This window comes from Pedobacter sp. KLB.chiD (genome assembly GCF_047040275.1).
In the GTDB taxonomy this organism is placed as follows: Bacteria; Bacteroidota; Bacteroidia; order Sphingobacteriales; family Sphingobacteriaceae; genus Pedobacter.
In genome coordinates this window covers 2413904-2427554 of sequence record NZ_CP178207.1, presented here as the reverse complement: position 1 = coordinate 2427554, position 13651 = coordinate 2413904, and the positions used below count along the sequence as shown (strand labels likewise).

Here is a 13651-nt window from a genome sequence, read left to right as displayed (position 1 = left end):
ATTAAAATATCTAACTATGGAAAATGAACAAAACACGGCATTAAAAAATCCACTGGAACAATATCCTAAACCACCTTTTCAGCGCCAGCCACAGCAGCCGCCCGGACTGGCCAGTAAAATGATCCCTCAGCCCGATCATGGTGAGGAAAGTTACCGTGGCTCTGGCAGGTTGAAGGGCAGAAAGGCCTTAATTACAGGTGGTGATTCTGGTATTGGCAGGGCAGCAGCCATTGCCTATGCACGTGAAGGGGCCGATGTGGCGATCAATTACCTGCCAGAAGAACAGACTGATGCAGATGAAGTGATTAAGCTTATTACCGATGCCGGACAAAAAGCATACGCCATCCCAGGTGATATTACCAGCAGCGACTTTTGCAAACAATTGGTTGATGCTGCGGTAGAAAAACTGGGCGGCCTGGATATATTGGTGAATAATGCAGGTAAACAACAGGCCGTTGACTCACTTTCAGACTTAAGTGAAGAGCAATTTGATGCCACAATGAAAACCAATATCTACGCACCATTCTGGATCACTAAAGCAGCGCTTCCACATTTAAAACCTGGATCGGTGATTATATCAACCAGTTCGGTGCAGGCTTATGACCCTTCTGAAAATCTTTTTGATTATGCGCAGACCAAAGCCGCCAATGTAGCCTTTGTTAAATCTTTATCAAAACAACTTGGTCCTAAAGGCATCCGTGTAAACGGAGTGGCACCAGGTCCCGTATGGACTCCGCTGCAAACCAGTGGTGGCCAACCGCAGGATGCCATTGAAAAGTTTGGTGAACAAACGCCTTTGGCCCGGCCAGGCCAACCGGCTGAATTGGCTTCAATATATGTGCAACTGGCAGATGACAGCGCAAGTTATGCAACCGGGCAGATTTATGGTGCAGCAGGTGGAAGCGGACACCCTTAGTCAATTACAAATCAATTTTAATCATTTGCCCTGGTCATCATCAGGGCATTTTTTGTACTTATATTTTAATGATCCACAAATGTAAAATTTATAAAAATACCTTCTGTTTAAAATAAGTCGTTGATTAACAGTTGGTTATCTAAATAGTGAAAACAATTTAACAAAAAATAAATTATATGAGCATGAAGAATACGCAATTACCTAAACATTTGATAAGCTTATTAATGCTTTTACCATTATTGCTGCTATTTGAGGCCTGTCGAAAGCCTAAGTCTGAAACCGGTGCTGAACTGGCTAAGGTTACCGGAATTAAATTATATAAAGACCTTGATGCTGAGGTATTGAGTGATAAATTGAAAGCTGTGTTAAACAAAAGGGCTAAATCAATGTCTAACCCAAAGTTTACTCAGCAAATTTATGAGCAGGCAGACTATCAACCGCTTCTGATCGCTAAATTTCTTTCCGATAGTGGATTAGTGAAAGCTGCTAAAAAGATTAATGCGGTGAAAGAACATGGTCTTTCGCCTGAAAAATTTCAGGCGGCAAAACTAAATGCTGCATTAGCAAAAATCTATTCCAAAAAGGAGGTCAACACACTTGATCAAGCTTATGATGCGGTTATTGATCTCGAACTGATCGCAAGTGGTGCTATTACCGATTATGCGGCAGCCATGCAATATGGCGTTGTGAGTCCAAGAAAAATATTTGCACAGTTTTATACCAAGGTGCTCCGGCCAGATTCCCTTTCATTTATAAAACCTTATCAAACCCGTAATATCTCTGCATTTCTAGACAGTATCCAACCCAGTTCCGAAGCTTATAAAATGCTTCAGACTGCATTGAGTCAAAATATCGCCGCCCCAGGCCATTCTACTGAGGAAACCAGACGGATCATTGTCGTAAACATGGAACGCCTGAGATGGCATACCGCTCAACAGGAAGATAAATATGTATGGGTAAATATTCCGGCTTTTGAACTTCAGGTAATTGAAAAGCAAAAGCCAGTTTTAAGCATGAAAGTTTGCGTAGGGGAAGGACGCAATACAGGACAGGCAACCTCATTGATCGAATATGATGAAAATGATCTGAAAAAGGACCGGGCATTTAACCGCGAAACGCCTCAACTGAAAAGCATGATACACAGTGTACAGGTTAATCCGGTTTGGAATATTCCTGAAAGTATAGCCAGTAATGAAATTGTGAAGTATGCCACTCAGGACCGCTATTATTTAAGCAACAAAAACATTGATGTTTTTTATAAAGGTAAAAAGGTGGAAGATACGGAGACTATTGATTGGTCGGCACCTGATGCCGGTAAAACCTATACCTTTAAGCAACAGCCGGGAGCAGACAATTCACTGGGTAAAATCAAATTTCTGTTCAATAACCAAAGCAGTGTGTACCTGCATGATACACCAGCAAAAGCTGCCTTTAATTTAGCAGTAAGGGCCGTAAGTCATGGTTGTGTACGGCTGGAAAAGCCTTTGGAACTGGCCAGGGTACTTTTTGGCCCGGGTGAAAAATTTGATAAAATCAGGGAAGGCATGCAAAGCAAAAATCCTAAAGCCGAAAACATTTCACTTCCCAAACAGGTTGCGGTATACCTCGCCTACTTTACCTGCTGGAAAGATTCAGGCAGTGGTAAGTTAATGTTTGCCAATGATATTTATGGTCAGGATGCGGTACTTTATACCCACTTGAATAAAGCCTAATCCAGGTGGAACTCGCCCTGATCAGTATTGTTCAGGGCTGGTAACGCGGCCAATGCGGCATGCTGCTCATCCAGGTAGCGTGAAGCATATTTTTCTGCACTTTTATTGATGAAAAGCACGCTACCTTCGCCCATTGCACTGATCAACTGATCGGAAAGCTCAGGACTTACTGCCGGACAGCCCTGGCTTCTTCCCAAACGGCCCAAAGCCGCAATGGTACCCTGGCTAACATAAGGTGCACCGTGGATAACGATAGAACGCATTCTGGCATTATCATTATAGCCAGCATCCATACCATCTAACCTGAGCGACCTGCCATGCGTCCCAACATATTCTTCACCAGTAACGTAAAAACCGATACTACTGCTATACGAATCATTCTGGTTTGAAAAAGTCACAGTTTCATCATCGCCACTACGCTGGCCATGGGCTACCCAGGTATTTAGAATCATTTTTTTCTTACTCAGGTCCAGTACATATAGCCGTTTTCTGGTACTTCTCTGGTCAAAGTCTGCAATACTCAAAAGCGCATGATCCGATAACCTGCCAGCTTCTTTCAGGTTAAAATATCCGGTAAGTGCTTTTTCAAACACCGGATAAGTCAGACCGGAATCCTTTAAATGAACCTGGTTATAAAGCGACTTTGCATAAGCGGCATAACTTGGCTTAATCAAGGATGAAACACCGGCAACCGTTTTAGGATGCTCGATTTTTTTATTGCTCATAGCCAATAAGAAGAAGCTTAAGGATAAAATGATACAGAAGATGCCCAAAATGTATTTTCTCATAGATAACTGATTAAAATAATTTAAAGTAAGGGCTTTTTCTATAGGCTGTTTGGATTATGTAACAAATATACGACATTGGCAAACGGTTTGCTAATTTAAGCCAAATGCTGACAATTACATGATGATAACGATGTAACCTATAAAACCATCTTGTTTGTATATATTCTCCAGGTTCTGACTCCAAAGTCGTTTCAGAAATGGATTTCTTCAAACTTTTTCACCTCCTGACAAGTTAAGATATCATGGATATTTCACTGGTTACGATCGTCAAAAACCGACGCAATGCACTTATCAATATGATCAGCGGCCTGGAACTTGGCACAACACAACCTTCGGAACTTGTCATTATACACATGAATGAGGAACCCTATCCACTGCCTGCCTGTACTTTTCCGCTCAAACAGTATGTGGTTAACTGTGTTCATCATTTACCTTTGGCAGCTGCAAGAAATGCTGCCTTATCATCAGCGTGTCACGATCGGGTAGTATTTCTGGATGCTGACTGTATTCCTGCGCCAGATTTTCTTTCCGTTTATGCTCAGGCTTTTACCAGCACTGATTCACTGATCTCTGGTCGGGTGCGGTATCTTACGGCACAGGCAATGGAAAAGAAAGACCTTTTCGAACGTATGAGGGCATATAGCATACCAGATCCCATACGCGAAAATGTTGATCAATATCCCTATGAGCTTTTTTGGTCGCTTAATTTTGGCTGCAGTAAAGACGTTTTCAGGAAAATTGGCGGATTTGATGAGCGGTTTACCGGATATGGGGCGGAAGACACCGATTTTGCTTTTGCCGCAAAAGCCAGGCAGGTACCTATGGAAACGATAAATGCCACGGCTTTCCATCAGTATCACCCCAGTTACGATCCGCCTATGAATCACCTTTCAGATATTATCAGCAATGCAAAAGCTTTCCAGGGCAAATGGGGAATTTGGCCTATGGAAGGCTGGCTGACTAAATTTGAACAAGCGGGATTGATCAAATGGTCTGAAGGCCATTTGGAATTAAGGCGTTTGCCTTCAGCACAGGAAATTGAAAAAGCGCTGAAATTGACTTAATTATACTGAAAAATAGAGTGGTGGGTACTCATCAGATAAGCTGCTGCGCGTTCGGCTGCATCGCTTCTGATAAATCCTGTCCAGTTGGGGCGGCTGGTTAATAAATTTTCAAGCATTTCTTTCCAATCCGTGTGGAATATCGCTGAGGCCGGGATGTGCATTGCCAGTTTCAATTTATCAATAATAATGGCTTTTTCTTCCTGCTCTTTAAATGGGCGTTCTTCGGCTATGGCAATAAACCGTTTATTCAACGAAGCACATTCCATCACTGTATTATGGCCAGCATTGCCGATCACTATACAGCAGTCTGCCAGAATATCCCGGGGATCTTCTAACTTTCCATGAAAATGTAAATTATTGATGTTTTGCGCATTTTGGCTATTGCCCACAACCTGAAAGGTCCATTCTGTGCATTGTCCGGACAGATGATTTAAAAAATCGTGATCTATACTCGTACCACCACTCCCAATCAGCACTGCTACGTTCCTTTTACTGGCATCAGACAGGTCTGCACTGGGTGCAAACCGACTAAGCCCACCACTATAAAAAGTTTTCTCATTGATCCAGGCTGGTACTTTTCCAGACATCTGCACGTCAAAAGGCGCCAACAATCCAATGGCATTTCGATAACAGATTTGATGTGGCAGATCATCCCGCAAACCATGTTGCCTGACAACGATTGTGGGTACGCCACAGAGCCTTGATAGCATGGCAACTTCAACTGAAACGTCGACAACAAACAGCAATTTGGGGCGGCTGGCCAAAAAGCTGGTTATGATATTTACCCGCTGGAGCTGTCCACTAACATTAAGCGGTGCATAGTGCAGTCCCTCCTGGCTTTGATTCAGGAAATAATGGTCCTCAACAACAGGCGTATCCATCGGTAAATAAATAAGGTCAATATCGCCTGGGATTACTGATTTATGTTGTTCAAGTCCACTCCCCAAAAAAGTAATATGGCAGTTTTTGAGGGCAGATGCAATGGCCAGGCACCTCATCAAATGGCCTGAACCATGGTGATGAACGTAAAAAGCAATTTCCATATCAGGCTACACGGGTTACAGTATCCGCTAGCAATAATTCATAAGCATCGATCATCCGTTCAATATCCAGATTTTCTTCGGCCTGGCGGCGGCAGGCTGCCCGATCCATTTCAACAGCCTTATTTATGCAATTTGCAAGTTCCCCTGGATCATTACTGCTGGTCAGACAACCCGTTCCGGCGGTGACCAGATAGGGCAATGCCCCGCGGGAAATGCCCGCTACTGGCGTACCGCAAGCCAGACTTTCGGCAACAACAAGGCCGAAAGGCTCATCCCAGCAAGGGGTAATGAGCGCGCATCTGGCGTTGCCTATTAACTCATTAAGCGTTTCATGGCTACAGTTTCCAAGCAGTTCTACGCCGTCGCCAATCAGTGGTTCAACGTAAGTCTGGAAATAGTGCGAATCCGCAATACTACCGGCAAGTTTAATCGGATAGCCAGCTAGTTTAGCGGCCTGTATGGCAATGTGTGTTCCTTTATCCGGATGAATCCGTCCAAACCAGACCAGGTAATCACCGGCAGGTTCGGCATAAAACTTCCATAATGAAATATCCACACCATTACAGATTACCTCACAATGGTTAAGGAAAGGCTGCCAGGCAAGCGCATTGGGTTTTGAAACACTTACATAGCGTATACGTCCTGTTTTACGCTCCTGTAACATCGCCCGCTTCATTTCGAAAATAGGTGGCGTATGTAGTACGGTGACCATTGGCGTTGCTGTAACGGTAGACATGGTAAGCGGCACATAATTCAGGCTATTATTGAAGATGACATCATGTTCGCGGCCATCAATATCCTGCATCAGCTCTAAATACGCGTGGTGTGTGGATATAAAATCTTCGCTCAGTTCATGCGACCTGAATCTGCTTAGCGTTTCCCTATCGTAATCCACATCAGTGAGTATAACATTAACATTGAGGTCAGGATCGCTCAGTTCACTCGCATACAAGGTAACAGTATGTCCCCTTGCAATAAGTCTTTTGGTCACTTCATAAGTGAAAGCCTCCAGTCCGCCCATATATGGCTTACGGATGGGATGTTTTAGATGTGCTATTATTCCGATATTCATTAGGATTTTTAAAGGTGTTACCATAAACAACTTGATAAATCGGCGAAAGTTTTGAGTAATTCTGATGCCGAACCTTTTTGTATGATTTTCTGTACTTACACTGAAGGAATTCAGCCATGACGACACTCCTCAGAAGCTTTATTGTTGAGCTGCTCGGATTGATTGTATTAGCCTCAATTACTTATAAGAGTATGATAATATCAAACCAATTGCTAAACGATTACGTTTTAATGTTGATGCAAGAGAAGCAAAAAATAGCGGAACGTATATTAATGGTGACCGGGCAGCGGGGTGCCGATAAAAGCACCTGCCCATCAGAAATTGCCAGAATGCTTTTTCCTGATCATTGGCGTAACCACATGGAAACTGTTATGGAAGTGGCCATTGGCCTTTGTGTTGATGGCAAGATTTCCATCACTCAGAAAGGCAAGGCGGTTGATGTGGAAAAGATTAAAGGGCCAGTTCGGATTAAGCAACCAATGGACTGATCTACTTAATAGCTTAAGAAATGTTCATTTTGATCAGCTTCTTAAATAAATGATTAAACTCTTTTTATTTTGTTAAAACTAAATGGGGTCCAAATGGTTATATCATTACACTTGGAAGGATGATGAAAAAGAAAATAATGGTTTTAGAAGACGATCGTGATATCAGGGAAATCATAGGATTGCTATTAGATGAGGAGAATTATGAGGTTAAATTATATCCCGATATAAGAAGTTTTAGAAAAGATCTGCTTTTTACTTCTCCAAATTTGATGATTTTAGATGTTCGCCTGCCGGATGGAAATGGCCATGACCTTTGCCGGGAGGTGAAAAACGACCAACGTACCCTGGATATTCCAGTGCTGATGATGTCTGCACATTGCTCTCCAACGGAGGTTAACAGAAAATGCCATCCGGATGATTTTATTGCAAAACCATTTAGTATCGACGATTTTGTTTCCAGGGTAAATGCAGTGGTACACTAACATTCAGCATGTTCGTTGAACCGGATTTTGGTTAATTAGCCTTAGCAACTTCCCGGATAAAATACGAATATCTGTATGCAGCCCAAACGGTTAATTTAGTTTCTGTTCCAATTCCAGCACCTTTCTGAACATGGGATCATTTTTGAAAAGAAATGTTTTTCCGAAGATATCATCCTTTGTTGTTGTCCGGAGATGCAGATTTTCGATAGGATAGGAAACGGGGTATTCCACATGATTTTGGAAAATATCCTCAAGCTTTTTAATACCGGTGAAATCAATCTGCGGCTCTACCCTGAAAATGAATTTACTGTAAGGCAACATTTTAATGAATACATCGGCCTGAAGTCCGCTTAACAAATCCGGCGTTTCTCCAATGCTGATCAATTGGTCTGTATTTTGCGCTAAACTGGACAGATTACTGGCCGAGGAGTAGATAAACTTATCCTGAAGGATATAAATTTTTCCCTTAAATGGAAATCTGGCACTGTCTGGTACCACAAAATTAAATGATTGTTTAATGAAATACATTTCCTGCGACTTTAATCGAGGTACTCCCGGATTAAAGGTTTTGTTATCGCTTTTTAGGATAGAATCGCGGTTAATACGGTTTTTTTTCTGGATTTCAGGGCTGAAATTTCTGGCCACCACAACATTCTTTTTCAAGGTATCGCTTACCAGTTTCTTCAAAAAAATGTTATAGGTATTATCTGATCCTCCGCCATTTCCCCTGATGTCGATGACAATGCTGTTTACTTGATGCTGAGCAAAAATGGCTTCCATCCGGCGTTTAATCGTATCACCCAACTCCGTCCGCATGGCAGGGAGTTTAGCATAAAATATGCCCTCGTTTTTAAACGAAATGCGTTACCACAGTGTCGGTTTGGCTGAAATAGCTATAATCGTTTACTTTTTTTTCGAGATAGGTTACGGAATCATTTTTGTTGATATTGAGCTGATGCCTGATATTTTTTTGATCAGCAAAAGTCAGCCTCAAAGTATCCTGCTTATAAATTTCAGCCGGCCAATAGAAATTTTCATCGTAAACCCGGTTATTTTCCCTATCCCAGCGCAATGGAGAATAGAGTTCGGTAAGCGTAGCAACAAACGCATGGATATCTTTACCATTGCATCCGATCAGTTTCATGGCTGCAGGGTATGTTATGCCCTTATAACTGAACGGCATTAAATTATAGTACGATCCGGAGGTATAAATGAGATTGAGTTCAGCCTTGGAATAGAAACTTTCTTTTAAATATTTTACATATTCGTACATATTTTCAGTAGATGCGCTATCAAAGGAAACAAAACCTGTTGGGATCCAGTATTTCCTGGCAATATCCAATAAAACCGTATTGAGCTGACTGGTATGTCCATCTTGCGCAGCATTAAGCGTTTTTTTGATGATGTGCAAATATGATTTCATGGTGGTTTTCCGACTAATCTGTTTTCTCAACCGGGCGGCATGCCTGTCGAAATCGATACCCCGTAATTCTTTATTAAAATAAATGACCGGGCTTACCTGTTTGATATAGGAAACCAGAGTATCATGCTCGGCCCTCATTTGATGGTAAGTTAACTTTGGAAAACGATCAGCCGATGGAGCAGGGTTAGATGCGTATTGTTTTTGGTTAAGAACACAGGAGGTTGCCAAACAAATGGCTAAAAGCATAAATAGATGTCGCATGAAATAAGAATTTCCGCAAAGGAAAAGCATAACAGACAAAAGAAATTGTAAAAATCATTCATCTTAGTTTTCCTGGTAAATCCAAGCTAGGGATTGTTGCTGTATGGACACTTTATGAAGAAGCTTTTTGGGAGAATAACCTGTAAAGGTTTTAAAATCTTTAATAAAATGAGCCTGATCATAGTAGCAATGTCGTAATGCAACTGTTGTAAGCAGATCTTGTGTAGTGGTAAGGTCTTTTAGTGCCTGTCTAAACCGAATGGTTTTGAGGTACTTTTGCGGGTTTTGACCCAAACTGTTTTTAAAGAGCCTGAAGAGCGTGGTATCGCTAACCCCAAGTTTTTGGCAAAGCATTTCCATACCTACATTTTGGTTATTCGGTTGAGCGACAGACAAATGGTAAAGTGCCTCCCGGATTTTTAATACCCGGCATTCCTCCAGTTGACTCAACAGCAATCCTTCAAGCTGCCTGGCTTGCCGGGCGGGATCAGGCTCTTCGAACAGTTGTTCCAGAAAATACTCATCTTTCGGCAGAAAAAGTTGTTCGAATACCTGGTCATTACCATGCATTTCATCAAAATTCATGCGGGTAAAAGCTTTTAACGCAGCAGGATAGAAGATTATACAAATCTGATCCAGTTCCTGCTGAACATCCACCTGAAAAGGCCTGTTATGGAAGCCGTAAATTCGACTGCTAAACGTATGACTGCCCGCTTTAATGATACATCGGTTAACTTTCCCATCATTTTGATAGTTGATATGATTATGCCGATAAACAGCCAGACATAAATTGTTATTCGGGAAAGTAGTATATTGAATCGGTGCGGCGTCTTTTTTCCGCAGGAAAAGAAAATACTCTATGTACTGTTTCAATACCAGGTTTTCAGGTTTTAAAATAGTGGTTTTCAACAGATTTTTCTCCATATTTCTGCAGGCGGTCTATTTATAATTTGTTCACTAAAGAATCTGCTGACGTCAAACTATTAATTAAAGCAAATATAAAGGTTATGATGGACGAGCTTGCTAAGATACCATATCAATACTTCAGTTGTAGTTGGTCAAAGTATTTTTTTATCAAGATCATTTAACCTTTAAATATTTTGAATACCGATATCTTTATTTTCATTCTTTGCTACAATCAAAACTTTAAAAATAAACCAAAAAGGTCCTCTGCATCACTCGTGTATAAATAATTGGATAAATCCATAATCCGGGCTGATGATACACAACCATTATTTTTACGGAGACCTTCAAACAGATCTGGCTAAACCAACGGCCTTACAGAATAAATTTTTCTGGCTAACATTTAATAATCTAAATGCAATACATTGCCCCAAACAACCATTGGTTTTGTGAATTTCAGATTAGCGGACTGAAAAACAAAAACATTGCCTGCAAGTGGTTGTTCTAAATCTGTATCTAAAAAAACAATAATAGATTAAAACATATAAACCTATGAAATTCGTAAAAACAACATCCGCAGATGGTGGAGAAATTAACCTTTATTACCAGGACCTGGGTACTGGTGTACCCGTGATCCTGATCCATGGCTGGCCGCTCGATCATCAAATGTGGGATTACCAGTCCGCCGCTCTTACCGATGCAGGATTTAGGGTAATCAGTTATGACAGAAGGGGATTTGGTAAATCAGACAAACCTTTAACGGGCTATAATTACGATACGTTGGCAGATGATTTAAAAGCACTCATTGATGAGCTTGGATTGGAGAACGCGGTACTGGCTGGCTTTTCAATGGGAGGTGGGGAAGTAGTGCGCTACTTTAGCAGGCATGGTGGCAAAGGTATTTCGAAAGCAATTTTAATCAGTTCGATAGCGCCTTTTATGCTACAAACATCCGACAATCCGGATGGGGTACCTCAAGAAAAAATAGATGAGATCACCGCGGGGCTTATTGATGACCGCCCCGGGTTTTTAGGCACCTTTACGAAACAGTTTTACGGGCAGGGATTGCTTAACAAACCGGTAAGCAGCGAAAGACTGGCAACTGACCTGACCATTGCGATGCAGGCCACTTTAAAATCGACTCTTGGCTGTGCAGCCGCATTTTCTTCAACAGATCTGAGGGCCGAAATGTCGTCTATAAAGGTACCTACACTTATTATTCATGGCGATGAAGACCAAACTGTGCCGATAAAAGCCACTGGCGAGCAGGCCGCACAGCTTATACCGCAGGCAGAATATATCGTTTATGAGGGCGAGCCGCATGGCCTCTTCATTACCGCAAAAGACCGGTTGAATGCAGATCTGATTGATTTTATACGTAAATAAGCTTCCAAAAATCAGGCAGGAAACGAATTGTCCTGCCTGAAAAATTTCGGATAACAATAGATCAGCCTCCCGCAAAATACATCTGGAATAATTCCGACCCCGGCAATTTGTAATTATCTTTGCACTACAGATGAACAGCAAGCAGATACAGGAAACCTTTGGGAACATTGACATTTATTTATTCGACCAGTTGCTGAAAGGTACTTATGACGGGTGCAAAACCGTTTTGGATGCCGGATGCGGAACAGGTAGAAACCTGCTTTACTTTTTAAAAAACGGTGTTCAGGTTTATGGAGTAGATCAAGATCCTGAAGCGATCGCACAGCTTAAAAAGCTCGCTATTGCCTTTCCCCACCTTAATCCGGAAGAAAACTTCAGCGTAGCGTCGGTAGAACAATTACCGTTTGCAAATGAAAGTTTTGATCTGGTTGTCAGTTCGGCCGTACTCCACTTTGCGGCAAACCAGGAACATTTTGAAGCCATGTTGACCTCCATATGGCGTGTAATTAAACCCGGAGGATATTTCTTCTGTCGCCTGGCGTCAGAGATCGGTATTGAATCGCTGGTCCATTTTATCGGAAATGGCAGGTACATTCTTCCAGACGGATCAGAGCGCTTTTTAGTGAACCAGGAAATGCTGGTAAGGCTTACCAAAAAGCTCGGTGCAGAGCTTCATGAGCCGATCAAGACTACCAACGTACAAAATAGGAGGGCCATGACGACCTGGTGCGTGCGTAAATAACATTCAGGTTTAAAAGGCCTGAATAGCATATCAGCTATATGTTTTGGGTTATTGAATGATAAGCTGCAATCAACTGTCGTGTATAGCAATGCGCCCTGCCACGAATTCTGATCAATTAAAAGTAATCCTGCTAGTTTACCTTAATCAATTCAACCCGTCTGTTTTTTGCTTTGTTTTCTTCAGAATCATTTGCAACCAGCGGACGTTCAGCACCGAAGCCTCTGGTTGATAGGCGTGATTTTGCTATGCTATGGCTAATCAGGGCGGCCATCACGGCATTCGCCCGCTCGGCCGACAATTTTTTATTGTGGGCTGCTTCACCGGAATTATCGGTATGACCTTCTATGCTAATTTTCAGGCTTGTATCTTTGTTTAAGGCCTCAGCAATTTGATTTACGGTTTCTTTACCTTCTGCGGTGATGCTCGATTGATTTGTGTCGAAATTTATATATAGGATAGACTTTCCACTGTTAGCAAGATCCTTTATAATCGAGTCGGCAGTGATCTTCCCAATGGTTTGGGTGAGTACTTTTTGTTGCAAAATATTCAGCTTGGCGCCTGCATTTGTAGATGAATACTGCACGAGAATATTTCCTTGCCCTTTACTTCGGATGGCGTAAACATTAATTTGCTCACCATCATAGCCAATGTCTCCTTCACCACCTTTATTCGGATCTTTTGTATTATATCGCTGATATTCCTCCTTCGTAATGGTTCCGGAATAGACTTTGACGGCTCCGATGGATTTAAGGTAATGATCTACGCTACTTTCAAAATAATGCTGAGAAAATGGTGTTCCCTCCCGGCCCGTGATATAAGCCTTGTATAATTTGCCCTCGAAGCCTTTCATGATCCCGTTAATTGGGAAAAAGCAGATGTCAAAATCCTTCAACAGGGGTTTGTTCAATTCGGCAAGCCCTTTTGGCAATGTGAAAAAAGGAAATATGCCGAGATCTGCCTTGGTGTAAGGTATGGTTTCGAAGCTAAAATCCTGTGTGGAATCTGCTGTTACTTGTTGCTGAGCTGCCATTTCATGCGGTTGAGCGGATTTCTCAGTATTCTCTTTTGGCTTTTGTTTACAGGAAATCACAATGGTTGCTAAGGCAAATAAAAATGCAATTTTTTTCATAGGTATATGAATTTCAGTCAGGGATAAAACGATTAGTCTATTCATAAATTTGCCTTTTTAGTTCTTCAATCTTTAGGGGGTTTAAATTCCCGATTTGACCAAAATGCTGTAACGAATTTAGTTGTAAAAATTGGACATGATTCCCAATTCACATCAATATCTTCCATCAATAATGAAAAATACCTAAATACCATTAGAAAAAAATACTGCAATTAAACCAATTTACCTGAAGAGCTTTTGCT

Annotated in this window: 14 protein-coding genes; 7 read left to right on the top strand and 7 right to left on the bottom strand. The window is 41.7% G+C overall.

Features of this window, described 5'->3' with window-relative positions; genetic code table 11:
• The first annotated feature begins 16 nt into the window (after window positions 1-16).
• Both ACK1I8_RS09900 and ACK1I8_RS09895 read left to right on the top strand, forming a co-directional pair.
• Window positions 17-916 carry an SDR family oxidoreductase gene (locus ACK1I8_RS09900; RefSeq protein ID WP_412469164.1) on the top strand — a complete coding sequence of 300 codons (900 nt, stop codon included), beginning with the start codon at window positions 17-19 and terminating at the stop codon, window positions 914-916.
• A gap of 182 nt (window positions 917-1098) precedes the next feature.
• Window positions 1099-2628: a L,D-transpeptidase family protein gene (locus ACK1I8_RS09895; RefSeq protein ID WP_412469163.1), complete on the top strand. Its 1530-nt coding sequence runs from the start codon at window positions 1099-1101 to the stop codon at window positions 2626-2628.
• Here the strand turns inward: ACK1I8_RS09895 and ACK1I8_RS09890 are convergent.
• Window positions 2625-3416 carry a murein L,D-transpeptidase catalytic domain family protein gene (locus ACK1I8_RS09890; RefSeq protein ID WP_412469162.1) on the bottom strand — a complete coding sequence of 264 codons (792 nt, stop codon included), beginning with the start codon at window positions 3414-3416 and terminating at the stop codon, window positions 2625-2627. The two genes, ACK1I8_RS09895 and ACK1I8_RS09890, sit on opposite strands and share 4 nt — an antisense overlap.
• A 242-nt stretch (window positions 3417-3658) precedes the next feature.
• Here ACK1I8_RS09890 and ACK1I8_RS09885 point away from each other — a divergent pair, with 242 nt between their 5' ends.
• A complete protein-coding gene (locus ACK1I8_RS09885) occupies window positions 3659-4480 on the top strand; it encodes a glycosyltransferase family 2 protein (RefSeq protein WP_412469161.1) in 822 nt (273 codons plus the stop codon).
• On the opposite strand, the gene ACK1I8_RS09880 is transcribed toward ACK1I8_RS09885, so the two are convergent.
• Window positions 4477-5523: a glycosyltransferase gene (locus ACK1I8_RS09880; RefSeq protein WP_412469160.1), complete on the bottom strand. Its 1047-nt coding sequence runs from the start codon at window positions 5521-5523 to the stop codon at window positions 4477-4479. The two genes, ACK1I8_RS09885 and ACK1I8_RS09880, sit on opposite strands and share 4 nt — an antisense overlap.
• 1 nt (window position 5524) lies before the next feature.
• Entirely contained in the window at window positions 5525-6595 is a 1071-nt protein-coding gene (locus ACK1I8_RS09875) for a glycosyltransferase family 4 protein (protein WP_412469159.1), read from the bottom strand.
• Between the two features lie 191 nt (window positions 6596-6786).
• Here ACK1I8_RS09875 and ACK1I8_RS09870 point away from each other — a divergent pair, with 191 nt between their 5' ends.
• Window positions 6787-7083: a DUF3253 domain-containing protein gene (locus ACK1I8_RS09870; RefSeq protein WP_412469158.1), complete on the top strand. Its 297-nt coding sequence runs from the start codon at window positions 6787-6789 to the stop codon at window positions 7081-7083.
• A gap of 119 nt (window positions 7084-7202) precedes the next feature.
• On the top strand, window positions 7203-7565 hold the full coding sequence (locus tag ACK1I8_RS09865) for a response regulator transcription factor (RefSeq protein WP_412469157.1): 363 nt from the start codon (window positions 7203-7205) through the stop codon (window positions 7563-7565).
• A 90-nt stretch (window positions 7566-7655) separates the two neighbouring features.
• Here ACK1I8_RS09865 and ACK1I8_RS09860 read toward each other — a convergent pair whose 3' ends face one another.
• The 3 genes from ACK1I8_RS09860 to ACK1I8_RS09850 all read right to left on the bottom strand — a co-directional run bounded on the left by ACK1I8_RS09860 (window position 7656) and on the right by ACK1I8_RS09850 (window position 10173).
• Entirely contained in the window at window positions 7656-8405 is a 750-nt protein-coding gene (locus ACK1I8_RS09860; protein ID WP_412469367.1) for a S41 family peptidase, read from the bottom strand.
• A gap of 10 nt (window positions 8406-8415) precedes the next feature.
• Window positions 8416-9249 (bottom strand): hypothetical protein, encoded by an 834-nt coding sequence (locus ACK1I8_RS09855; protein WP_412469156.1) that lies wholly within the window; start codon window positions 9247-9249, stop codon window positions 8416-8418.
• A gap of 63 nt (window positions 9250-9312) precedes the next feature.
• Complete coding sequence (locus ACK1I8_RS09850) at window positions 9313-10173, bottom strand: helix-turn-helix domain-containing protein (protein ID WP_412469155.1); 861 nt, start codon at window positions 10171-10173, stop codon at window positions 9313-9315.
• A gap of 531 nt (window positions 10174-10704) precedes the next feature.
• Here ACK1I8_RS09850 and ACK1I8_RS09845 point away from each other — a divergent pair.
• Window positions 10705-11538: an alpha/beta fold hydrolase gene (locus tag ACK1I8_RS09845; protein WP_412469154.1), complete on the top strand. Its 834-nt coding sequence runs from the start codon at window positions 10705-10707 to the stop codon at window positions 11536-11538.
• A 130-nt stretch (window positions 11539-11668) separates the two neighbouring features.
• Window positions 11669-12280, top strand: a complete 612-nt coding sequence (locus tag ACK1I8_RS09840; RefSeq protein ID WP_412469153.1) for a class I SAM-dependent methyltransferase — start codon at window positions 11669-11671, stop codon at window positions 12278-12280.
• 130 nt (window positions 12281-12410) lie between these two features.
• On the opposite strand, the gene ACK1I8_RS09835 is transcribed toward ACK1I8_RS09840, so the two are convergent.
• Window positions 12411-13409: an OmpA family protein gene (locus ACK1I8_RS09835; RefSeq protein WP_412469152.1), complete on the bottom strand. Its 999-nt coding sequence runs from the start codon at window positions 13407-13409 to the stop codon at window positions 12411-12413.
• Between the last annotated feature and the right edge of the window lie 242 nt (window positions 13410-13651).